At 69.0% G+C, this 23,010-nt stretch carries 20 protein-coding genes and 1 tRNA gene; 15 read left to right on the top strand and 6 right to left on the bottom strand.

Annotated elements, in window-relative coordinates:
* The first annotated feature begins 10 nt into the window (after positions 1-10).
* From ccmA to ACP93_RS00265, 10 genes are all read left to right on the top strand, one after another.
* On the top strand, positions 11-658 hold the full coding sequence (gene ccmA, locus ACP93_RS00310; protein WP_010343781.1) for a heme ABC exporter ATP-binding protein CcmA: 648 nt from the start codon (positions 11-13) through the stop codon (positions 656-658).
* Complete coding sequence (ccmB, locus tag ACP93_RS00305) at positions 655-1,350, top strand: heme exporter protein CcmB (RefSeq protein ID WP_048488885.1); 696 nt, start codon at positions 655-657, stop codon at positions 1,348-1,350. The genes ccmA and ccmB overlap by 4 nt, the downstream gene beginning before the upstream one ends.
* A 128-nt stretch (positions 1,351-1,478) precedes the next feature.
* Positions 1,479-2,228: a heme ABC transporter permease CcmC gene (ccmC, locus tag ACP93_RS00300; protein WP_010343777.1), complete on the top strand. Its 750-nt coding sequence runs from the start codon at positions 1,479-1,481 to the stop codon at positions 2,226-2,228.
* Complete coding sequence (locus ACP93_RS00295) at positions 2,225-2,401, top strand: heme exporter protein CcmD (RefSeq protein ID WP_048488884.1); 177 nt, start codon at positions 2,225-2,227, stop codon at positions 2,399-2,401. The genes ccmC and ACP93_RS00295 overlap by 4 nt, the downstream gene beginning before the upstream one ends.
* Positions 2,398-2,847, top strand: a complete 450-nt coding sequence (gene ccmE, locus ACP93_RS00290; RefSeq protein ID WP_048488883.1) for a cytochrome c maturation protein CcmE — start codon at positions 2,398-2,400, stop codon at positions 2,845-2,847. Before ACP93_RS00295 ends, ccmE begins: the two co-directional genes overlap by 4 nt.
* 207 nt (positions 2,848-3,054) lie before the next feature.
* Positions 3,055-4,986: a heme lyase CcmF/NrfE family subunit gene (locus ACP93_RS00285; RefSeq protein ID WP_048488882.1), complete on the top strand. Its 1,932-nt coding sequence runs from the start codon at positions 3,055-3,057 to the stop codon at positions 4,984-4,986.
* Positions 4,983-5,591 (top strand): DsbE family thiol:disulfide interchange protein, encoded by a 609-nt coding sequence (locus tag ACP93_RS00280; protein ID WP_204243619.1) that lies wholly within the window; start codon positions 4,983-4,985, stop codon positions 5,589-5,591. Before ACP93_RS00285 ends, ACP93_RS00280 begins: the two co-directional genes overlap by 4 nt.
* Positions 5,588-6,043 carry a cytochrome c-type biogenesis protein gene (locus ACP93_RS00275; RefSeq protein ID WP_048488880.1) on the top strand — a complete coding sequence of 152 codons (456 nt, stop codon included), beginning with the start codon at positions 5,588-5,590 and terminating at the stop codon, positions 6,041-6,043. The genes ACP93_RS00280 and ACP93_RS00275 overlap by 4 nt, the downstream gene beginning before the upstream one ends.
* Positions 6,044-6,047: 4 nt before the next feature.
* Complete coding sequence (locus ACP93_RS00270; RefSeq protein WP_048488879.1) at positions 6,048-7,097, top strand: tetratricopeptide repeat protein; 1,050 nt, start codon at positions 6,048-6,050, stop codon at positions 7,095-7,097.
* 388 nt (positions 7,098-7,485) lie between these two features.
* Positions 7,486-8,598 (top strand): homoserine O-acetyltransferase MetX, encoded by a 1,113-nt coding sequence (locus tag ACP93_RS00265; RefSeq protein WP_048488878.1) that lies wholly within the window; start codon positions 7,486-7,488, stop codon positions 8,596-8,598.
* 287 nt (positions 8,599-8,885) lie between these two features.
* On the opposite strand, the gene ACP93_RS20875 is transcribed toward ACP93_RS00265, so the two are convergent.
* The 3 genes from ACP93_RS20875 to cydD form a co-directional block, all read right to left on the bottom strand.
* Positions 8,886-10,745, bottom strand: a complete 1,860-nt coding sequence (locus ACP93_RS20875; RefSeq protein ID WP_157862421.1) for a S8 family peptidase — start codon at positions 10,743-10,745, stop codon at positions 8,886-8,888.
* A gap of 282 nt (positions 10,746-11,027) precedes the next feature.
* Positions 11,028-12,728: a thiol reductant ABC exporter subunit CydC gene (cydC, locus tag ACP93_RS00255; protein ID WP_048488876.1), complete on the bottom strand. Its 1,701-nt coding sequence runs from the start codon at positions 12,726-12,728 to the stop codon at positions 11,028-11,030.
* Positions 12,725-14,470: a thiol reductant ABC exporter subunit CydD gene (gene cydD / locus ACP93_RS00250; protein WP_228135929.1), complete on the bottom strand. Its 1,746-nt coding sequence runs from the start codon at positions 14,468-14,470 to the stop codon at positions 12,725-12,727. The genes cydC and cydD overlap by 4 nt, the downstream gene beginning before the upstream one ends.
* A gap of 273 nt (positions 14,471-14,743) precedes the next feature.
* On the opposite strand from cydD, the gene ACP93_RS00245 reads away from it, so the two are divergent.
* The 5 genes from ACP93_RS00245 to ACP93_RS00225 all read left to right on the top strand — a co-directional run bounded on the left by ACP93_RS00245 (position 14,744) and on the right by ACP93_RS00225 (position 18,380).
* Positions 14,744-16,333, top strand: coding sequence for a cytochrome ubiquinol oxidase subunit I (locus ACP93_RS00245; RefSeq protein ID WP_048488874.1), 1,590 nt, complete (start codon positions 14,744-14,746; stop codon positions 16,331-16,333).
* A gap of 19 nt (positions 16,334-16,352) precedes the next feature.
* The gene (cydB, locus tag ACP93_RS00240) at positions 16,353-17,504 is read left to right on the top strand and encodes a cytochrome d ubiquinol oxidase subunit II (RefSeq protein WP_048488873.1); all 1,152 of its coding nucleotides are present in this window, start codon (positions 16,353-16,355) and stop codon (positions 17,502-17,504) included.
* Positions 17,505-17,528: 24 nt separating this feature from the next.
* Entirely contained in the window at positions 17,529-17,657 is a 129-nt protein-coding gene (gene cydX / locus ACP93_RS00235; protein ID WP_010343450.1) for a cytochrome bd-I oxidase subunit CydX, read from the top strand.
* A gap of 60 nt (positions 17,658-17,717) precedes the next feature.
* Positions 17,718-17,794, top strand: a tRNA-Pro gene (locus tag ACP93_RS00230).
* Between the two features lie 268 nt (positions 17,795-18,062).
* Entirely contained in the window at positions 18,063-18,380 is a 318-nt protein-coding gene (locus tag ACP93_RS00225; RefSeq protein ID WP_131721563.1) for a hypothetical protein, read from the top strand.
* Between the two features lie 22 nt (positions 18,381-18,402).
* Here the strand turns inward: ACP93_RS00225 and ACP93_RS00220 are convergent, their stop codons facing one another.
* From ACP93_RS00220 to ACP93_RS00210, 3 genes are read right to left on the bottom strand one after another with little or no spacing between them, the layout of a single operon-like run.
* Positions 18,403-19,587, bottom strand: coding sequence for a beta-barrel domain-containing protein (locus ACP93_RS00220; RefSeq protein ID WP_106407031.1), 1,185 nt, complete (start codon positions 19,585-19,587; stop codon positions 18,403-18,405).
* Positions 19,580-21,751 carry a type I secretion system permease/ATPase gene (locus ACP93_RS00215; protein WP_048488872.1) on the bottom strand — a complete coding sequence of 724 codons (2,172 nt, stop codon included), beginning with the start codon at positions 21,749-21,751 and terminating at the stop codon, positions 19,580-19,582. Before ACP93_RS00215 ends, ACP93_RS00220 begins: the two co-directional genes overlap by 8 nt.
* Complete coding sequence (locus ACP93_RS00210) at positions 21,741-22,985, bottom strand: TolC family protein (protein WP_228135915.1); 1,245 nt, start codon at positions 22,983-22,985, stop codon at positions 21,741-21,743. Before ACP93_RS00210 ends, ACP93_RS00215 begins: the two co-directional genes overlap by 11 nt.
* Positions 22,986-23,010: the final 25 nt, after the last annotated feature.

Here is a 23,010-nt window from a genome sequence, read left to right as displayed (position 1 = left end):
GCCTTCGCCGATGACCGATCCGCTGTACACCCCGCCGCCGCTGCTGGCCGCGCACGGGCTCACGTTCGCCCGCGACGACGCCGCGGTGTTCGGTCCGCTGGACTTCCACCTGGATGCGGGCGAGGCGCTGCTGGTGCAGGGCGACAACGGCGCCGGCAAGACCACCCTGCTGCGGGTGCTGGTCGGCCTGCTGCGCGCCGAGGCCGGGCGCATCGAGATCGACGGCCACCCGGTGCGGCGCGGCGACCGCGCCCGCTTCATGGCCTACCTGGGCCACCTCGGCGCGCTGAAGGCCGACCTGAGCACCCTGGAGAACCTGCACTACCTGTGCGGCCTGCAGGGGCGCCGGGCCAAGCAGATGCCCGGCAGCGCGCTGGCCATCGTCGGCCTGGCCGGCTACGAGGACACCCTGGTGCGGCAGTTGTCGGCCGGGCAGAAGAAGCGCCTGGCGCTGGCGCGGATGTGGCTGTCGCCGGCGCCGCTGTGGCTGCTCGACGAGCCCTACGCCAACCTCGACCTGGACGGCATCACCCTGGTCAACCGCATGATCGCCGCGCACCTGCGCAGCGGCGGCGCGGCCCTGGTCACCACCCATGGCGCCTATGCCGCGCCACCGGTGCGCACCCGCATGCTGACCTTGAGCGGAGTCGCCGCATGAGCCTGGCCACGCCCGTTCCTTCCCTCTGGCAAGCCACCCGCGCCCTGCTGGTGCGCGACCTGCGCCTGCTGTGGCGGCGTCGCGGCGACGCGCTGCAGCCGGCGCTGTTCGCCCTGCTGATCGTGGCCCTGTTCGCGCTGGCGCTGGGCAACCAGCCGCGCCTGCTCGGCGAGGTGGCTGGCGCCGCACTGTGGCTGGCGGTGCTGCTGGCCGGCCTGCTGGCGCTGGACAGCCTGTTCCGCAGCGACGCCGAGGACGGCTCGCTGGAGCAATGGCTGCTGGCGCCGGTGCCGCTGGCCTGGCTGGTGCTGGTGCGGGTGCTGCTGCACTGGGTCACCACCGCGTTGCCGCTGATCGTCGCCGCACCGCTACTCGGCGAATTGCTGCACCTGCCGCATGACCGCATGCCGGTGCTGCTGGCATCGTTGGCGCTGGGGACACCACTGCTGAGCCTGCTCGGCGCGGTGGTCGCGGCGCTGACGGTGGGCATGAAGCGCGCCGGCATCCTGGTCGCGCTGCTGGCCTTGCCGCTGTACGTGCCGGTGCTGGTATTCGGCGCCGGCAGCGTGGCGGCGGCGGCGCAGGGCCTGGACCCGGCCGGCGGCCTGCTGTTGCTGGCGGCGGGCCTGGTCGCGGGCCTGGTGCTGGCGCCGTTGGCGGCGGCCGCGGCGATCCGCATCTCGCTGAGCTGAGCCTTTGGCGCAGCACCGGCGCGGCGGCGGCCGTACCATGCAAGCGCAGTGCTCCCTCGCCGTTCCGTCGTTGTCGCATCGAATGTTGTCGCATCGAAGCCCGCCTCCCGCCAGCTAGAATCGTCCGCATGGCCTCTCTCGTCCGCTGGTTCCACCAACTCGGTTCGCCGCCGACCTTCGACCGCTTCGCGGCGCGCTGGACGCCGTGGTGCTATCTGGCGGCGCTGCTGCTGGCTGGCGTGGGCATCTGGCAGGCGCTGTTCGTGGTGCCGGCCGACCGCCTGCAGAGCGACGCCTTCCGCATCCTCTACATCCATGTGCCCAGCGCCTGGATGAGCCTGTTCGTGTTCGGCCTGATGGCCGTGTACGCGGCCATCGCCCAGGTGTGGCGGATCAAGCTGTGCGAGATCCTGGCGATGGCCTGCGCGCCGATCGGCGCCGCCTTCACCCTGATCACCCTGCTCACCGGCAGCATCTGGGGCAAGCCGATGTGGGGCGCCTGGTGGGACTGGGACCCGCGCCTGACCACCGAACTGATCCTGTTGTTCCTGTACATCGGCGTGATGGGCCTGTACCTGGCCATCGAGGACCGGCGCACCGCGGCGCGCGCGGCCGGGCTGCTGGCCATCGTCGGCGTGGTGCTGCTGCCGGTGATCCGCTATTCGGTGGTGTGGTGGAACTCGCTGCACCAGGGCCAGACCATCCGCCTGTTCGGCCAGTCCAGCATGGACCCGAGCATGCTGCCGCCGCTGTGGCTGATGGTGGCGGCGACCAAGTTCTGGTTCGCCGGCTCGCTGCTGGCGCGCGCGCGCGCCGACAACCTGCGCCGCGAGGCCGGCAAGGACTGGGTGACGCAGCTGGCGGAGGCACGCGGATGAACTACCTGCCGTATGTGGTCGGCGCCTATGCGGTGTTCGCCGGCGTGCTGCTCGCCGATTTCGTGCTGGCGCGGCTGCAGGTGCGCACTGCGCTGCGGGCGGCGCGCCTGCGCGCGCAGCGCAAGCGCCAGGCCAAGGCCGAACCGGCGCCGCCGCTGGAGCTGAGCCGATGAATCCGCAGCGCAAGCGCCGCCTGCTGTGGCTGATGCTGCTGGTGCTGGCCGCCGGCCTGACCACCACCCTGGTGGCGATGGCCCTGCAGCGCAATACCGCCTACCTGTACACCCCGGCCGAGGTGCTGGCCGGCAAGACCGGCGCGCACGCGCGCTTCCGCCTCGGCGGCATGGTCGAGAAGGGCTCGTTCCAGCGCGCCCCGGGGTCGCTGCAGTCGCACTTCCGGGTCACCGACGGCGATGCGCAGCTCACCGTGCAGTACGACCGGATCCTGCCCGACCTGTTCCGCGAGGGCCAGGCGGTGGTGGCCACCGGCCGCATGCACGACGGCGTGTTCGTCGCCGAGGACGTGCTGGCCAAGCACGACGAGACCTACATGCCGAAGGAACTGGCGGACAAGATGGGCAGCGCGCATCGCAAGCATGATGTGGGGGCGATGCAGTGAGGTGCCGGCGGGGCGGGAATCGGGATTGGGGAATGGGGAATCGTCGAAGCAAAAGCGCGTGCTTGATCGTTGGCACCACCGAGCAGCGGCGACGGAACCCGGGGAGCCATCCTTGCGCCGCATGCATCCCGCATTCCGCCTCCGCGGATGACAGGTACCTAGCGGCGCTCCACGCCCTACCCGCTCGCACGTTCCGGTCCGAGCGCCATGCTGCCTGAGGTCGGTCAGCTCCTGCTGATCCTCGCCCTGCTGACCGCCGTGCTGCAGGCGCTGCTGCCGCTCGCCGGCGCGCAGCGCGGCGATGCGCGCTGGATGGCGGTGGCGCGGCCGGCGGCGTTCGCGCAGCTGGCGTTGGTGGCCGGCGCCTTCGCGATCCTCACCCATGCGTTCGTGACCCAGGACTTCTCGGTGGCCTACGTGGCCGAGAACTCCAATTCGCTGCTGCCGCTGGTGTACCGCTACTCGGCGGTGTGGGGCGCGCACGAGGGCTCGCTGCTGCTGTGGACGCTGATCCTGGCGCTGTGGACCGGCACGGTGGCGCTGTACTCGCGGCGCCTGCCGGCCCCGGTGGTGGCGCGGGTGATCGGCACCCTGGCGCTGGTCAGCATCGGCTTCCTGGCGTTCCTGCTGTTCACTTCCAACCCGTTCGCGCGGCTGCTGCCGGCGCCGCTGCAAGGGCGCGACCTCAACCCGCTGCTGCAGGATCCCGGCCTGGTGATCCATCCGCCGCTGCTGTACGCCGGCTATGTCGGCTTCGCGGTGCCGTTCGCGTTCGCCATCGCCGCGCTGCTGGACGGCCAGGTGGACGCGCGCTGGCTGCGCTGGACGCGGCCGTGGACCAACGTGGCCTGGGGCTTTTTGACCATCGGTATCGCCCTGGGCAGCTGGTGGGCATACTACGAACTGGGCTGGGGCGGCTGGTGGTTCTGGGACCCGGTGGAGAACGCCAGCTTCATGCCGTGGCTGGCCGGCGCGGCGCTGCTGCATTCGCAGGCGGTCACCGAGAAGCGCGGCAGCTTCGGCGCCTGGACCCTGTTGCTGGCGATCGCCGCGTTCTCGTTGTCGCTGCTGGGCACCTTCCTGGTCCGCTCGGGCGTGCTCACCAGCGTGCATTCCTTTGCCGCCGATCCGGCCCGCGGCCTGTTCATCCTGGTGTTCCTGAGCCTGCTGTGCGGCGGCTCGCTGCTGCTGTACGCGCTGCGCGGCGGTCGCGTGGCGGCGGCCGACGAGGCGCGGCAACGCTTCGCCCCGGCCTCGCGCGAGACCCTGCTGCTGGCCAACAACCTGCTGCTGACCTGCGCCTGTGCGATGGTGCTGCTGGGCACGCTGTATCCGCTGCTGGCCGATGCGCTGGACCTGGGCAAGCTGTCGGTGGGGCCGCCCTACTTCGGCACCTTGTTCATCGTGCTGATGGCGCCGCTGGTGGCGCTGCTGCCGTTCGGGCCGCTGACCCGCTGGCAGCGCGAACAGGCGTCGCGGCCGCTGGCGCTGCTGGCACCGTGGGCCGGCCTGGCGCTGCTGGCCGGCGCAATCGGCTTCTTCCTGGCACCACAGGGCGCGTGGAAGACCGCCGCCGGCGTCGCTGCCGCAACCTGGGTACTGTTGGGCACCGCACGCTTCGTGTGGAGCCGGCGCCAGCTCAAGGGCAGCCGCTTCACTGCCGAGATGCTGGGCATGACCCTGGCCCACACCGGCATCGCAGTGTTCCTGGCCGGTGCGCTGCTGGTCGAGGCCCTGGAGCAGCAGCGCGAAGTGGCGCTGGCACCCGGACAGCATTTGGACCTGGGCCGCTACCGCTTCGAGCTGCAGGGGCTGGACCAGCGCAAGGGGCCCAACTATGTGGCCGAGCGTGCGCACGTGCAGGTGCTGCGCGACGATCGCCCGCTGGCGCTGCTGCACCCGGAAAAGCGCCTGTACGCCAGCGGCGGCCAGAACATGACCGAAGCCGGCATCCATCCCGGCCTGTTCGGCGACGTCTACGTCGCCCTGGGCGAGCCGCTGGGCGGCAATGCCTGGGCGATGCGCGTGCACGTCAAACCTTTCGTGCGCTGGATCTGGCTTGGCGCGGCGCTGATGGCGCTGGGCGGTTTCGTCACCGCCGCCGACCGGCGCTTCCGTCGTTCCCCGGAGACCCCCTGATGTCCGCTCCCGCACCACGTCGCCTGCCGCTGCCCGCCATCCTGCTGGGCGCCCTGTTCTTCCTCGGCCTGCTGGCGTTGATGGTGTATGCGGTGCAGCGCTCCGGCAGCGCCGATCGCGACGCACTGCCGTCGGCGCTGATCGGCAAGCCGGCGCCGGCGTTCGAACTGCCGCTGCTGCACGACGCCTCGATCCGCGTGCGCAGCAGCGAGTTGCTGGGCGCGCCGTATGTGCTCAACGTGTGGGGCAGCTGGTGCCCGGCCTGCCGCGAGGAACATCCGGTGCTGACCCGCTTCGCGCTGAGCAAGCGCGTGCGGGTGATCGGCTACGACTGGAAGGACAGCCGCGAGGACGCGCTGCGCTGGCTGGAGCAGCTCGGCAATCCGTTCCTGGCGGTGCTGTTCGATCCCGAGGGGCGCACCGCGATCGACTGGGGCGTGGCCGCGGCGCCGGAGACCTTCCTGGTCGATGCGCGCGGCGTGGTGCGCTGGAAGCATGCCGGGCCGCTGACCGACCAGATCATCCGCGACGAACTGCTGCCGGCCTTGCAGCAGGCCGAGCGCGACGCCCCGCCGACCCGGGCGCAAGGCAAGGCCACGCCATGAGCCACGGCCGGCGTGCGCTGCGGCTGGGCCTGCTGGCGTTGCTGGCGTGGTCTGCACTGGCCGGCGCCGAACCGGTGTCCGATCCGACGCCGCTGGCCTACCGCTCCGCCGCCGAGGAAGCGCGCTTCCATGCGCTGACCGCGGAACTGCGCTGCGTGCAATGCCAGAACCAGTCGCTGGCCGACTCGCACGCGCAGATCGCCATGGACCTGCGCCGCGAAGTGCTGGAACTCATGCACCAGGGCAAGTCGGATGCGCAGATCAAGCAGTTCCTGGTCGATCGCTATGGCGAGTTCGTGCTGTACCGGCCGCAACTGGAAGCGCGGACCTGGCTGCTGTGGTTCGGCCCCTTGCTGTTGCTGGCCGGTGGCGCGGTGGTACTGATCCGGATGGTGCGGCGGCGCGCGCCAGCGACGACCGCCCTGCCGCTGCAGGACGAACAGGAATGGTGAGGCGATGCTGAGTTGGGGCATGTCGGCTGCAGCGGTGGCGCTGGCCGCGCTGGTGTTCGCGGTGGTGCTGTGGCCGCTGCGCGGCAGCGGCCGCAACGGCGCGCTGTTGGCGGTCGCGGTGCTGGCGCTGGGTGTGGCGACCGCGGCGCTGTATGCCCTGGTCGGCACCCCGCGCGCCCTGCAGGCGCAGAACCGCGAGGCGCCGCGCACGCTGGAGGACGGCGTGAAGCAACTGCAGGCGGCGCTGGCCAAGGATCCGAATCGGGCCGACGGCTGGGCCTTGCTCGGCCGCAGCCAGCTGTCGCTGGGGCACGCCGCCGAGGCCGCCAACGCCTTCGCACGCGCCGTGCAATTGGCGCCAGAGCAGGCGCCCTTGCTGATCGAAGCAGCCGAGGCGCGTGCGCTGGCCAACCCGCAACGGCAGTTCGACGACCAGGCGCTGGCCTGGCTGCAGCACGCCTTGCAACTGGCACCGGGCAGCGAGCGCGGCGCCTGGTTCCTGGGCATCGCCCAGCGCCAGCGCGGGCAGGACGCGGCCGCCGCCGCCACCTGGGAAGCCCTGTTGCCGCGCGTGGACGCGGCCACCGCCGCGGCGCTGCGGCCGCAGATCGACGCGGCGCGCAGCGCGGCCGGCCTGCCCGCATTGCCGGCCTTGCCCGCCGCCGGCAGCGCGGCCGCCGCGGCGCAGGATGCGAAGGCCCCGGCCAGCAGCGGCCTGGCCGTGGCGGTGTCGCTGGATCCGGCGTTCGCCGCCCGCGTACGCCTGCGCGGCGACGCCAGCGTGTTCGTGATCGCGCGCGTGCCGGGCGGCCCACCAATGCCAGTGGCGGTGCAGAAGCATCCGCTGCAGGCACTGCCGTTGCGGGTGACGCTGAGCGATGCGGACAGCCCGATGCCGACGCAGAAACTCTCGCAGCTCAAGCAAGTGCAGGTCGTGGCGCGGCTGTCGGCCAGCGGCAACGCGATGCGCCAGGAGGGCGACCTGGAATCGGCGCCGGTGACGGTGACCTTGCCGGCGACCGCGCCGGTGGAGCTGGTGATCGGGAAGCCGTAGCCGTTGCGACATGGGCGCAGGTGTGGCTTTTGGCTTTGGAGGCATCGGTTGCGAGCAGCCTCACCAGGGAAACCCGGTCGCGGGTAGAGCTAGAACCCACCAACGATGGGAGGCGCCCTTGTAGGAGCGGCTTCAGCCGCGACGAGGCGCTACCGATAAAGCCCGTCGCGGCTGAAGCCGCTCCTACACATGACCCGCCGTCCCTCTTGCAAGTGCCCTGAAGCCGCTCCTACGCGGCAATGAACCGTCACGCTGATTCACGCACGACCGAATGCTTGGAAGCGGCCGCAAGCGGCTCCTGCGCAGCTGGCCGATGCCATCGCCATCGACACGCTGCATCTCGCACCACGCATACGCGGATGCGCAATGGCGCGGCTAGAATCGGCGCATGACCGAATTCATCCCGCCCGGCAGCCGCTTCCTCGCCCTGCCCTCGCCGTTCCCGATGAAGCGCTGCGGCCAGCTGCATGGCGCGCGGGTCGCCTACGAAACCTGGGGCACGCTGTCGGCTGCGCGCGACAACGCGGTCCTGATCGTCACCGGACTCTCGCCCGACGCGCATGCCGCGGCCAATGCCGACGATCCCACGCCAGGCTGGTGGGACGGCATGCTCGGCCCGGGCAAGCCGATCGACACGCAGCGCTGGTTCGTGATCTGCGTGAACTCGCTGGGCAGTTGCAAGGGCTCGACGGGGCCCGCTTCGCCGCATCCGGACGACGGCCAACCGTATCGCCTGCGCTTCCCCGAGCTGTCGATCGAGGATGGCGCCGATGCCGCGGCGCAGGTGGTGCGGGCACTGGGCATCGCGCAGCTGGCCTGCGTGATCGGCAACTCCATGGGCGGCATGACCGCCCTGGCGCTGCTGCACCGGCATCCCGGCCTGGCGCGCAGCCACATCAATATCTCCGGCAGCGCGCAGGCGCTGCCGTTCTCGATCGCGATCCGCTCGCTGCAGCGCGAGGCGATCCGGCTGGACCCGAACTGGAACGGTGGCGACTACGACGAAGCGACCTATCCCGAGTCGGGCATGCGCATGGCGCGCAAGCTCGGCGTGATCACCTATCGCTCGGCGCTGGAATGGGACGGCCGCTTCGGCCGCGTCCGCCTGGATTCGGACCAGACCGACGACGATCCGTTCGGCCTGGAATTCCAGGTCGAGAGCTACCTGGAAGGCCACGCCCGCCGCTTCGTGCGCCGCTTCGACCCGAACTGCTATCTGTACCTGAGCCGCTCGATGGACTGGTTCGACCTGGCCGAGCCCGCTGGCGGCGACGTGCTCGCCGGCATCGCCACGATCCGCGTCGAGCGCGCGCTGGCGATCGGTGCCAACACCGACATCCTGTTTCCGGTGCAGCAGCAGCAACAGATCGCCGACGGCCTGCGTGCTGGTGGCGCACAGGCGCAGTTCATCGGGCTGGATTCGCCGCAGGGGCACGACGCCTTCCTGGTCGATTTCGCGCGTTTTGGGCCGGCGGTGCGGGAGTTTCTGGACGCGCTGTAGTGGTGCGGCCCACTGGCTGCGCCACGCACTCATGCGTTGCCTGGCGACACCGTCATCGGCATCGGTCGAGGAGAGCTCATCCCAACACGCTTCCCGCTAGGTAAGTTGAGTTTCTCCGGCCCATCCCACATCACAGATCGCTCGCAGGTAGGCATTGCAACGGCCGTACGCGCTGCCCAAACGAATGCAGGCGACAGACCAACTGCCACCGGCAAGAGCGGGAGCACGGCATATCCTTTGCCGTGCTCCCCCTCGACCGTTGCAGCAGAACGCTGGCAACGAAGAAATCAGTTGAACCGCGCCATGTCTGCCAGCGCCGTGTTCTGAATCAGCGTCTCACCGTCGAACTCGAAGTAGCGGCCATAGGCGGTGATCACCTCATGCCGGTTGTTCTTGAGCTCGCGGGTGTCGAACTTGCAGGGCTCGCCTGCCGGCCCGTACCAGCAGATCTGCTGGTAGCGGGCCACGCTCTGCAAAGGGCCTGACGCAAGCAGCTTGCCGTTCGCATCCCACATCCAGTACTGCCCGTACGCGTTGACCGACTCAACCAGACCGCCCCATTCCGGGAACACGACCAGCGAGCGCGTGTCGAACTCACATAGATCTTTACCCTGGCATGGCCCTGCCGCGTAACGTGGGACGTCGCTCAACTTCCCACCCTGAGGACCGAAAGGCTGCCCATTCGCATCGAAGTTCCAATAGCGCCCGTAGGCAGTAATAGATTCGAGATAGCCCACGCCCGGGTAGTTCACTTCGGCGCGGGTTTCGAAAGTACACACTTCCGAGACCGGAAAGAACTGCGGCGAACAAGGACCATTGCCGCCAGCATAGATGGATGAGCTACTCAGCAAGGACGGCTTTCCAAGCAGCTTGCCTTGCGCATCGAATCTCCAAAGATGACCGTAAGCAGTCACGGTCTCCCCACCACCAGGCGCTTCATCAATGGTATCCAACTTACACGGACGATCCACAAGGAACCGATGGCCGAAGTTGTATCGACATGCGCCGACAGCTGCAGCACCTCCGGCCAACATACGAGCCGCGTTGACTGCAGCCTCAGCGTTCAGCAGTCCTGCACCGCAGGCGTTATTCGCGCATACCATCGGCGTGGCGGTGCCTTGCAGAGCGTTCCTTATTTGAGAAGGTGTCAATGCCGGGTTTACGGACAGCATTAGGCCGATCACACCCGCAACATGCGGTGCCGCCATCGAAGTTCCCGACAAATAGCGATAGCAACTCGACCAGCTCCCGCTTTTTTTTACCCAAGCAGACAAGACTCCGAGTGTCGTGACACCTGTGCCCCCCGTCTTTTCATTGGTCGCGCCTAGGCATCCCCCAACTATCGCCCCGTACACACCCTCCTCAGGCGTGACGCCGCCTCCCGGCGCCATTAGCGTCAATGTCGGCCCGTCATTGCTGTACGGTGCTTCCAGATTCATTTGATCCGTCGCACCAACTGAAATGACATCCGGACAGGAAGCAGGACTAACCTCGGCGACATCAGATTTGTTGTCAGGAGCGCCTTGTTCGTACTCAACCCCGGCACCATTGTGATTCCCGGCAGAAGTCACGAACGAGACACCGGCAAGCTGCGCCGTTGCAATCGCCCTCTGCGTGCGAGGATTGGCACCGCACTTCTTTCCAGCCTCCGCCAGACTCATGTTAATAACCCTGGCACCTTCTTGAACGGCAAGCCCGATGGCAATCGCGATATCTTGATCACTGGCCGGCGAGGTCACTTTTATCGAGAGAATCTCGCATTGCGGGCATATGCCGGCAATTCCGGCTCCATTACCAGTCTTGGCGGCGATAATGCCCGCAACATGCGTACCATGAGCAAAAAAGTCCGGCTGCAACCCATCTCCCGCATAATACGTATCCCGATACAAAGGCCTACCACCACCGTCTTTCGCCCAATTCACGTCCGGATGAGCCGAATACCCCGAATCGATGATGGCAACCCGAACTTTTTCACCTGTTGCCGGCGATAGCGCCCACGCTTGTGGCACACGAACAGCACTGAGATTCCACTGCTGCGCCGAAAGCGGATCGTTGGTAGGCGCCTGTGCGTGGGCCGAGCTACTTAGCGCCAGTCCTATCAACGCCCCCAAGCGCACCAGGGCAGACAGACGTTTCTTCGTGAACATTGTTCCAGACATAAGTGAAGCTCCTTTTCTCTGATGGGCAACCCCCTGTCGCCCGGTCATCCGGAAAGAAACTGATAAACCGCGTCGCAGTATTCGTTCCGCATCACCGACCGTCACGAAATTCTAGAGCGGCTGCGTCTCACCGGCCGACACTGGCGGTGCGTTGTATACCATCAGAGAATCTCGTCTCAGTTGTCACCGTTCCGCAACGCGCATGCCTGGGGCGTTGCTGCCGTTCGTGGCAGACGTGCGCAGCGCGTCACCGGGGACGTCGCGTCTGTCTCACACGATGTCGGCGTTTGAAGCCTCGGCGCCACGCACAAGCCGTCCGTCCTGCAACCGATACCACACATGCACCACACCCTCGGGCAGCGCATCGTGGCTGATCAGCAGCAGGCTGCGCTGGCCCAACGCTTGCGCCAGGTCGCGCAACAGCGCCTGCGCAGTGTCGACGTCCAGGCCTTCGGTGGGTTCGTCCAGCACCAGCAGTGGCGCTTCGCGCAGCAGTGCACGGGCCAGGGCCAGGCGCCGCGCCTGACCCGCGGACATGGTGGCGCCGTTCTCGCCCAGCCAGGCGTCGAGGCCGCCGACCTCGTGCAGCCAGGCGTCGAGCCGCACGTCGGCCAACACGCGCTGTAGCCGCGCATCGTCGGCCGTGGGATCGCCCAGGCGCAGGTTGTCGCGCACGCTGCCGGCGAACACCGGCGCCCCCTGCGGCAACCAGGCGATGCGGCGGTGCCATTGCGCCTCGGCGACCTCGCGCAGGTCCACGCCGGCATAGCGGACGCTGCCCTGTTGCGGATCCCACAGCCGCAGCAGCAACGCCGACAAGGTGGTCTTGCCGCTGCCGCTGTCGCCGGAGATGGCGATGCGCTCGCCCGGCGCGATGCGCAGGGTCATGCCGTCGAGCACGCGCCGGGTTTCGCCCGGCCAGGCGAAGACCACGTTGTCGAAGTGCACCTCGCCCGTGGCCGGCAGCGGCTGCGGTTGCGCCGGGTCGACCACCGGCGGTGCCTGCCCGGCGATCGTCTGCAGGCGCCGCGCGGCGACGCGGCCGGACTGCAGCGCCTGCCAGGCCAGGCCGGCCCCGGCCCACACCTCGAGCAGGGCCATGGTCAGGAATACCAGGCCGGCGGCCTGTTCGGCGCCGATCGCGGCGGCGCGGGCCGCGCCCAGCGTCACCCACAGCATCGCCAGCAGGCCCAGCGCCGCGCACAGCGCGTGCAAGGCGTTGCCGCCGATCAGCCGCTGCCGCTGGCGCCGGTCCTCGGCGCGCAGTGCTTGCGCGCTGGCGTCCACGCGCGCGATCCAGTCGGCCTGCGCCTCGAGCGCGGCCAGGTCGGCGGCGCCCTCCAGGCCTTCGTAGGCCATCGTGCGCAAGGCTTCGCGCTGCTGCGCGCGTGCGCGTTCGCGGGCTTCGCCGCCGCGCGCCACCACCGATGGCACACCGAGCCCGATCGCCAAGGCCAGCGCGGTCAGCACCAGCGCTGCAGGCCAGTGGATCGCGGCCGCCGCGACGATGCCAATTGCGCCGACCCCGAGCAGGGCCGCCAGTGGCGCCAGCGCGCGCACCACCAGGCCGTCGACCTCGCCGATGTCCGACATCAGCCGCGCCAGCAATTCGCCGGTGCGGCTGGCGCCGAGCCGTGCCGGCGCCAGCGGCAGCGCGCGACGGAAGAACCACACGCGCAGGTCGCGGGCGATGCGCAGGGTGGCGTCGTGCCCGACCAGCTTTTCGCCGTAGCGCGAGGCGATGCGCGCGAAGGTCAGCGCGCGGATGCCGGCCGACGGCGAGAAGAAGTTGAAGCCGCTGCCCATGCCGACCGCGCCGGCCAGCGCCGCGGCGGTGAGGAAGCCGCCGGACAGGCCGAGCAGCCCGACCCCGGCCAGCATCGTGCACAGCACCAGCAGTGCGGTCAGCAGCAACCGGCCGAGATGGCGGCCGAACACGCCGCGCAAGGTGTCGCGGGCGGCGCCACTCATGGCATTGCTCCATCGGTCGTCATTGCCGCGTTGCGCGCCGGCAGCCGCAGCACCGCGTCGGCCCAGCGCATCGCCGCCTCGCTGTGGGTGGCGACGATCACGCTGCGGCCGTGGGCGAAGACCGCCAGGGTGCGCAGCAATTCCGCTTCGGTCTCCGCATCCAGGAACGCGGTCGGCTCGTCAAGCAACAGCAGCTCGGGATCGCGCAGCAACAGCCGGGCCAGACCGATGCGGCGCGCCTCGCCGCCGGACAGGCCGAAGCCACGTTCGCCGATCGGCGTATCCAGTCCCTGTGGCAGGCGTGCGGCGAAACGCAGCACCTGCGCCGCCTCGGCGGCCGCGTGCACCTGCGCATCGCTGGCCTGCGGATCGGCCAGGCGCAGGTTGTCGGCGATGCTGCCGTGGAACAGATACGGGCGCTGCCCGGCGTAGCCGATGCGCAGGCCTGCGCGCACCTGCAAGGCGCCGGCGCGCGGCGGCAGCCATCCGGCCAGCGCTTCCAGCAGCGTGCTCTTGCCGCTGCCGCTGGGCCCGACCAGCGCCAAGCGCTGGCCGGCGTACACGTCGACATCCAGGCCCTGCACCGCATCGCAGCGCGCACCCAGTGGCCGCAGATGCAGCGCGCGTGCGCGCAGCACTGGCGCCTCCGCACGCATCGCGCCCTCTGCAGGCGCGGAAAACGTAGCTGCGGTGGCATCGGTCTCGACCGGCGTCACGGCACCAACATCGTTCGACACGGCGGCGCCCTCGTCGCGCGCGACCGGCGCATCCACGGCCTGCGGCAGGCCTTCCAGCAGGCGTTCCACCTCCGCCGCCGCGGCCAGCGCATTGGCGCGGTCGTGGTAATGCGCGGCCAAGCGCCGCAGCGGCGCGTAGAACTCCGGCGCCAGCAGCAGGCAGAACACGCCGGTGCCGAGGGTCGGCATGCTGCTATGCAGGGCGATCATGCCCAGGTAGCTCAGGCCCAGGTACAGCGCGACGATCGCCACGCTGACCGAGGCGAAGAACTCCAGCACGGTGGACGACAAAAACGCGATGCGCAGCACTTTCAACGTGCGCTCGCGCACGCCCTCGGCGGCCTCCGCGATCCCGCGCAGTTCGTCGTCGCCGCGGCCGTACAGGCGCAACAGGCCCAGGCCCTTGAGCCGATCGGCGAAGTGCCCGCCCATCCGTGCCAGTTCGCGCAACTGACGGCGGCCGGCGGCCTCGGCGCCCCAGCCCACCAGCATCATGAAGATCGGCACCAGCGGCGCAGTGAACAGCAGGACCAGACCGACCACCCAGTCGCTCCACGCCACAGCCAGCACGATCAGCAGCGGCACCACACTCACTTCCCAGCGGGCCGGCCGGTAGCCAGCGTAGTAGCCGTCCAGCGCATCGCCATGCGCCAGCAGCAGCTCGCCCAGTTCGCCGTTGCGCTGCCCGCGCAACCACAGCGGCCCGCGCTGCAGCAGCTGCCGGTACACGCGCCGGCGCAGCTCGAGTTTGGCCGCGTCGGCGACATCGCCGGCGGCATGCTGCGCGGCCGCGCCGAGCCCAGCGCGCAGCGCCAGCACCAGCGCCAACAGGCCGAAGGCCGGTAGCGCCTGCGCCAGTTCGCGGCGATCCACCAGCAGCGCCTGCACCAGCCAGGCGATGGCGCCGGCCTGCACGATCAGCAGCGCGCCGGACACGCTGATGGCCGCCGCGGCCAGGCGCTGGCGGCCACGCGCCGCCGCGGCCAGGGCATCCAGCCAACGCATGCGCTGCTGCCGCTGCTGCGGCGTGTCGGCGGGCAGTGCGGCGGACGGCTCGGCGGAATCGGTCAAAACGGGCTCGGCACGGCGAACGAAGCCGCCAGTTTAGCGGTGAAGGCGCTTCCGGGCTGGAACCGCCGTGGCCGCCACGATGCCGGGCACCCCGGTTCCGCACATTGATCTGAATCAAGGTCGAGCGCGCCGGCGCGGCGGAAGATCGCCTCCAATCTCCCGCCACTCGGCCACCCAGATGCACATCTTCCACGAGGTAGCACAGCCATGATCGACACCACTGTCGTAGAGCTGTCGCGGCTGCAATTCGCCATGACCGCGATGTACCACTTCCTGTTCGTCCCGCTCACCCTGGGCCTGTCCTTCATGATCGCGATCATGGAGAGCGTGTACGTCATGACCCGCAAGGACGTGTGGCGGCGCATGACCCTGTTCTGGGGCGTGCTGTTCGGCATCAACTTCGCGATGGGCGTGGCCACCGGCATCGTCATGGAGTTCCAGTTCGGCATGAACTGGTCCTATTACAGCCACTACGTCGGCGACATCTTCGGCGCGCCGCTGGCGATCGAGGGGCTGATGGCGTTCTTCCTGGAAGCGACCTTCATCGGCCTGTTCTTCTTCGGCTGGAGCAAGCTCACGCCGGTCAAGCACCTGATGGTGACCTGGCTAATGGCGCTGGGCACCAACCTGTCGGCGGTGTGGATCCTGATCGCCAACGGCTGGATGCAGAACCCGACCGGCGCGGTGTTCAACCCGGACACCATGCGCATGGAAGTGGTCGACTTCATGGCGGTGGTGTTCAATCCGGTGGCGCAGGCCAAGTTCGTGCACACGGTCAGCGCCGGCTACGTGACCGGCGCGGTGTTCGTGATGTCGATCAGCGCGCTGTACCTGCTGCGCGGCAAGCACCGCGACATCGCCCGGCGCTCGTTCGCGGTGGCCGCCGCGTTCGGCCTGGCCTCCTCGCTGTCGGTGGTGGTGCTGGGCGACGAGAGCGGCTACGCCGCCAACGAACACCAGAAGATGAAGCTGGCCGCGATCGAAGCGATGTGGGAGACCGAGCAGGCGCCGGCCGACTTCACCGCCTTCGGTATCCCCAACCAGGCCACCGGCAAGAACGACTACGCGATCAAGGTGCCCTACCTGATGGGCCTGATCGCCACGCGCTCGCTGAACACGCCGGTGCCGGGCATCCTGGAGCTGGTTAAGCGCGCCGAGCACCGCGTGCGCGGCGGGCAGATCGCCTACGGCGCGCTGCAGCGGCTCAAGGCCAACCGCAACGACGCCGAGGCGCGGGCGGTGTTCGACAAACACTGGCAGGACCTGGGCCACGGCCTGCTGCTCAAGCGCTATCGCGAGGACATCCTCAACGCCACGCCGGAAGAGATCGCCAAGGCCGCGCTGGACACGGTGCCGCGGGTGCTGCCGCTGTTCTGGACGTTCCGGGTGATGGCCGGGCTGGGCTTCTACCTGATCGCCTTCTTCGCCGCCGCGCTGTGGTTCTCGTGCAAGCACAACTTCGAGGACAAGCGCTGGTTCCTGAAGCTGGCGCTGTGGACGCTGCCGGCGCCGTGGATCGCGATCGAATGCGGCTGGTTCGTCGCCGAGTACGGCCGCCAGCCGTGGGCGGTGGAAGGCGTGCTGCCGACCTTCTATGCCGCCTCCGGCCTGGCCCTGCACGACATCCTGATCACCCTTGGCGGCTTCGTGGCGATTTACACAACGCTGCTGATCATCGAGATCAAGCTGATGCTCAAGGCGATCCGCAAGGGACCGGACGCGCTGCCCGCCCTGCTGCAACCCACCCCGCGCCCCGTGACCCCGATCGCCGCACCTGCGGCCGCCGGCCACCTCTGACCCCGGCAGGAGACACACCATGGACTTCATTGCATTGGACTACACCACGCTGCGCGTGATCTGGTGGCTGCTGCTGGGCATCCTGCTGATGGGCTTCGCAGTGATGGACGGATTCGACCTGGGCGTCGGCGCGCTGCTGCCGTTCGTGGCCAGGACCGACGCCGAACGCCGGCTGGTGGTGAACACCATCGGCCCGGTCTGGGAAGGCAACCAGGTCTGGCTGGTACTCGGCGGCGGCGCGATCTTCGCCGCCTGGCCGCCGCTGTATGCGGTCAGCTTCTCCGGCTTCTATCTGGCCATGTTCGTGATCCTGTTCGCGCTGATCCTGCGCCCGGTCGGGTTCAAGTTCCGCGGCAAGCTGCCCAGCCAGCGCTGGCGCACCAGTTGGGATTGGGCGCTGTTCGTCGGCGGCTTCATCCCGGCGCTGATCATGGGCGTGGCGGTGGGCAACGTCGTGCTGGGTGTGCCGTTCCACTTCGACGACACCCTGCGGGTGTTCTACACCGGCAGCTTCTTCGGCCTGCTGATGCCGTTCGCCCTGCTCGCCGGCCTGCTCAGCGTGAGCATGCTGGTGGCGCACGGCGCGGCGATGCTGGTGCTGAAGACCGACGGCCCGGTGGCCGAGCGCGCGGCGCGCTACGGCAGCGTCGCCGCCCTGGTGGCCTGTGCGTTGTTCGCCGGCGCCGGGGTGTGGGTGGCCACCGGCCTGCCCGGCTACGCGGTCACCTCGCAGGTGGTCACCGACGGCGCCACCAACCCGCTGCTGAAGACCGCCGTGCTCGGTGAGGTCGGCGGCTGGATGCACAACTACCAGACCATGCCGCTGACCGCCCTGGCCCCGGCCGCCGGCCTGCTCGGTTTGCTGCTCAGCGCGGTGCTGCTGCGCAAGCGCCGCGGTGGCCTGGCGTTCGTCGCCTCCGGTGCGGCCATCGCCGGCATCATCCTGACCGTGGGCTTTGCGCTCTTCCCCTTCCTGCTGCCGTCCTCCAGCCAGCCGGGCTCCAGCCTGACCGTGTGGGACGCCTCCAGCAGCCACTTGACCCTGTGGATCATGCTGCTGGCCACCGTGGTGTTCCTGCCGATCATCCTCGGCTACACCACCTGGGTGTACCGCGTGCTGAAGGGCAAGGTCACCGCCGCCTCCCTGGACGACAACCCCAACGCGTACTGACGCGCCCCGCAAGGAGAAACGATCATGTGGTACTTCGCCTGGATTCTCGGTGTCGGCCTGGCCTCCACCGCCGCCATCCTCAATGGCATGTGGTTCGAGGCGCGCGAGCGCAATGCGGCGGACGCTGCGGATGCCGCCGCCGCGGGGGACTGAAATTTTTTTGCAAAGGCGCTTGCCGAATGCGGAAGACCTCCGTATCATGTGCGGCTCCTTCGGGGTGTAGCTCAGTCTGGTAGAGCGCTACGTTCGGGACGTAGAGGTCGCAGGTTCGAATCCTGTCTCCCCGACCAGTTTCAAGGTCACAAGAAGCCTGGAAAACCACAGTTTTCCGGGTTTTTTTGTGCCTGCGATCCGGCACCGGCCACGCGACGCGGCAACCGCCGCTCGCCGCCCCCTCTTGGGCAGCAGACCTTGACGACCGGGCCTGGCGTCTCGCCACAATGGCCACGGGGAACCGGCGCATTCATCACGACCTCCGTCTTCGGCGACGTGCCGAGCCGAGGCCGCGGGCATGTCCGTTTCGACGCTCACGACTCGGACAAACGGACACAAGACACCATGAAACTGCGCGCGGCACTCTGCCTCTCACTGATCGCTTTTTACTGCGCGCCAGCGGCCGCGGTGACCGAGACCGACAAGCTGGTGGATCGGATCGGCGTTCAAGGCAGCACCGTCTACTTCAGCCTCAAGGACGCGCTGTCGGTCAGCTGCAAGTTCGACATCATCTATTTCAGTCTCAGCGACGATTTCGGCAAAGCTGCCTATGCAAACATCCTGGCTGCACAGACCGCGGGCAAGAAGCTTTCGCGCCTGGAGTACGCGCAATCCGCCCCGGGCGAAGTCTGCACGCTCTCGCTGGTGGAATCGCGCAGCTGACCTGTGCCGACCGCGGCCGCGCTCAGCGCAGCCGCGCCTTCAGCAGCGGCCGCAGCAGGTAGTTGAGCACGCTGCGTTTGCCAGTGAGGATATCGACCTCGGCGACCATGCCGGGGATGATCGGCAGCGCTTCGCCGCCGCGCTGCAACTGACTGCCGTCGGTCCGGATCAGCACTTGGTAGAACGATTCCTTGCCTTGCGGCGTCTGCTCCTCGATGGTGTCGGCGCTGATCTGCTCGACCGTGCCGCTGAGCTCGCCGTAGATGGTGTAGTCGTAGGCAGTGATCTTGACACGCGCGTTCATGCCCGGCACCAGGAAGGCCACGTCGCGCGGCTTGATCCTGGCCTCCACCAACAACCGCTCCTCCACCGGAATGATCTCCATGATCGGTTCGCCCGGCGGGATCACGCCGCCGCGGGTATTGATCAGCACGGTATTCACCCGCCCACGCACCGGCGACAGGATCTCGGTCCGGCGCAACTGGTCGTGGCGCTGGCGCACGATCGGCTCCAGTGCGCTCAGGTCGGCCTTGCGCTGCGCCAGTTCGGTGTAGGCCTCCTGGAAATAGGTGTTGCGCAACTCGCCGAGGCGGCCCTGCAAGGTGGCGATGTCCTGGCTGAGCTTGAGCGCTTCGACCTGGCTGACCGCGCCGCGGGCCACCAGCGGCCGCACGATGTTCAACTGGTCCTGGGCCAGGCGGATCTGCCGCTGGATCGCCTGGCTGCCTTCGGCCAGCTTGCTGCGGCGCGACTCGAACAGGTCGCGCTCGGAACGCTGCAAGGCCTGGTTGTCGGCGACCTGCGCCGGAAACGCGATGCTGGGCTTGCCCAGCACTTCGGCTTCCAGTCGCGCGATCGCCGCATGCAGCACCTGCTCCTGGTTGACCGACTCCTGGTAGTTGGACAGGAAGTGGGTGCGCTCCAGCCGCACCAGCGGCTGTCCCGGCTTGACCAGTTCGCCCTCCTGCACCAGCAAGCGATCCAGGATCCCGCCTTCCAGGCTCTGGATCTTCTGCATGCGGCTGTAGGGCACCACGCGGCCGTCGCCGCGGGTGACTTCGTCCAGTTCGGCCCAGGCCGCCCATCCCAGGAAGATGGCCACCGTGGCCAGCACGGTCCACAATAAGGGCCGATACAGCGGATGGGTGGAGGCCAGCAGCGGATCGGACAGGCGCCGCCGCAGTGCGATCGAGCTGCGCTCAGCCATGGCCGCCCGCCAATGCCGTTGCCGGCGCCTGGACCCGGTTGCCCTGCAGTACCTGCTCCACCGGCCCGTCCACCACCACCCGCCCCTGCCGCAATACCACCGCGCGCTGGGTCAGTTCGAGCATGCTGCGCTTGTGCGTGCTCAGCACCAGCGTGCGCGTGCCGAGCCAGCGCTGCAGGTAGGCGATGACCAGTTGCTCGCTATGCTGGTCGAAGGCCGCGGTGGGTTCGTCGAGCAGCACTACGCTGGGGTCCTGCAGCAGCAACCGCGCCAGGCCAAGCGCCTGCCGCTGTCCGCCGGAAAGACTGGTGTTGCCCTGGATCGGCAGGTCCAGGCCGAACGGATGCGCGCGCACGAACGTGCCCAGCCCCACCCCGTCCAGCGCCGCGTACAGTTCCTCGTCGCCCAGCGCCGCGCCGTGCAGGTTGAGGTTGTCGCGCAGGCTGCCGTGGAACAGTGCCACGTCCTGCGGCAGGTAGCCGATGTTGCGCATGCGGTCGGCCGGGTCGATCTGCGCGATCGCCACGTCATCGAGCAGCAGCCGGCCCGATTGCGCATCGAGCAGGCCGGCCAGCAGCCGCAACAGGGTGGACTTGCCGGCGCCGTTGCCGCCGAGCAGGGCCACGCGCTCGCCGGCACCGATCCGCAGTGCCTGCACGTCCAGCGCCGGCGGTTGCTCGCCATGGCGCAGCGTCACCGCGTCCAACCGGTAGTCGCCCTGCAGCCGCAGCTTGTGCACGAAGCGCTTGCCGGGTGGGCGCTCCTGCGCCGCACCCAGCAACTGGTCCAGGCCTTCCATCGCCACGCGGGTGTGCTGCCAGCGCCCGAGCACTGCGGCCGCCTGCCCCAGCGGCGCGATTGCGCGTGCGGCCAGCAGCGAGCAGGCCACCAGCGCGCCGACGGTCATCTGCCCCTGCTGGATGCGATAGACGCCGAACACCACCACGCCGACGTAGGCCAGTTGCTGCACCACCGAGGCGGCGTAGCTGAGCGCGGTGGTCAGCGAATGGGTCTTCATCGCCGAGGCCGCCAGTTGCGCGGTCAGGCCTTCCCACATGCCCTGGCAGCGGCCCTCCGCGCGCGCGGCCTTGATCGACTCCAGATGTTCGAACGCCTCCAGCAACAGGCCGTTCTTCATCGCGCCCTCGCGCAGGTTCTGCCGCGACAGATCGCCGAGCAGACGCTGCGCCAGCAGCCCGGGCAGCACCATCAGCACGCAGGCGACCAGCGGCACCCACACCACGTGGCCGCCGATCAGGGCGATGATGGCCAGGAAGATCGCCACGAACGGCAGGTCGCTGATCAGCGCCGCGCTGGAAGTGGTGTAGAACTCGCGCACCGACTCGAACTCGCGCACCTGGGTGCTGAACGCGCCCATCGACCCCGGCTTGGCCGCCATGCGCATGGCCAGCACGCGCGAGAACAGCAGCGTGGACAACTGCAGGTCCAGGCGTTTGCCCAGCACCGCCAGCAACTGCCCGCGCAGGGTGCGCAACACGCCTTCCAGCACGATCGCCAGGACCACGCCGCTGGCCAGGATCCACAAGGTGTCGAAGGCCGCGTTGGGCACCACGCGGTCGTACACCTGCATCGCGAACAGGGCCGTGGCGATCGCCAGCAGGTTGGCGACCATCGCCGCCGTCGCCACTTCGGCGTAGGAGCGCCACAGTTTCTTCAGCGGACCGTAGAACCAGTGTTCCGAGCCACTGCCGGCGTAGCCGCCGATGCGTCCATCGTCGCGAAAACGCGGTTTGGCGAACACGGCAGAGCCGCTATACAGCCGCTCCAGTTCGGACAGCGGCATGGCCTGCTCGCCACCGCTGGCATGCGGCAGCAGCACCCGCGCCTGCTCCGACGCGATCGCCTCCAGCAGCAAGGTGCGGCCATCGTGCAGCAACAGCAGCGCCGGCAGCAGATAGCCGTCCATGCCAGACAGCGGGTAGTCCAGCACGTCAGCATTGAGATCGGCCCGGCGCAAGGCGCGGGGGACCAGATGCAGCGGCAGCCGTCCCTGCTCCAACGCAATGCCGTCCACCAGTTCGGCATCGGTCAATGGCCGTCCCAGGCGTTGGCACAACAACACCAATCCGGGCCGCAACCCGTCCACCGCCGCGGCCGCGTGCGGCGCCCCGATGGACACCACCGAATCGCCGTCAGCCTGCATGCGCCCCCTCCCGAAACATGGCCCGCAACGCGCCCACCTGCGCCGCGGCGCGGTAGCGCAGGCGCTTGCGCTCGATCCGCAGCGCGATCAACTGCCGTTCGGCCTCCAGGCGCTCGCGCTGCACGTTGAGCAGTTCGATCACCTCGCGCCGGCCCACGCTCAACTGTTCGCGGTACAGCTCGGCCACCTCCACCGCCTGCTGCGCCTGTTGCAGCAGCGCCTGCTCGCGTCCGTGCAGCGCCTCGCCGGCATCGGCCAGGGTCTGCACCATCCGAAGGACCTCGCGGCGTGCGGCATCCAGGTTCCACTGCGCCGCTTCCAGCCGCGGCGGCGCGGCCTGCGGGCGCAGGAACGTGGACATCCCCTGGAACACGTCCATGCTCAGGCGCAACGAAATCGTCGAATCGTTCTGCAGGCGCCCACCGACGTCGCGACGCAGCGCCCCGGCTTCCAGATTCAATTGCGGTTTCAACGCCGCGCGTGCCTCGCGCACCTCCGCCTCGGCGGCACGGACTTGCTCGTTGGCCTTGCGCAGCAGCGGCGAGGCGTCCACCGTGCGCGGCAACTGCGCCGGTGCCAGTTGCGGCAGCTCCGGCAGTTCCGGTTCGAGCAGATCCTCGGCCTCGGTGCCGACCAGCAGACGGAACTGGTTCCGCACCTCCTGCAGCGTGCCCTGCTCGGACGCCAACTGGTCCTGGCCGCGCGCCAGTTCCAGGCGCGTGCGTTCCAGTTCGCTGCGATCGGCGTAGCCGCCGCTGCGCGCTTCGCTGAGTTCGGCGATGGCCTGCACGCGTTGCAGGTGCTCCTGCACCGCCTGCAATCGCCGCTGCGCCAGCAGCACATCCAGATACACGTCCACGATCGCCAGCGCGGCATCGTCGGCGGCGACCTCCACCGCCGCGTCCTCTCCATGCTGTCGCGCGCGCGCCGCCGCCACCCGGCTCGACACCCGCCCCCAGTCGTACAGCATCTGCGAGAGACTGACGTCGTAGACCACTTCGCTCGGATCCATCGCCTTGGGTCCGGCGCCCACCGACAACGCCGGGTAGTAGCCGCTGCGCGCGATGCGCACGTCGGTGGCCGCGCGTGCCGCCTCGGCCATCGCCGCGCGCAGCTGCGGCTCGCTGCTCAACCCCTGCTGCACCGCCTGGGTCAGCGACATGGCCCAGGTGCCGGGCGACAACGCCAGCAGCAGCCAGGTGCCGACGATCACCATCCGGCGTCGCCGGCGCATGCGCCGGCCGTGCGTGCAGGACTCC

The organism is Xanthomonas sp. NCPPB 1128, assembly GCF_001043115.1.
Taxonomy (GTDB): Bacteria; Pseudomonadota; Gammaproteobacteria; order Xanthomonadales; family Xanthomonadaceae; genus Xanthomonas_A.
This window is presented reverse-complemented; position numbering and strand designations above follow the sequence as displayed.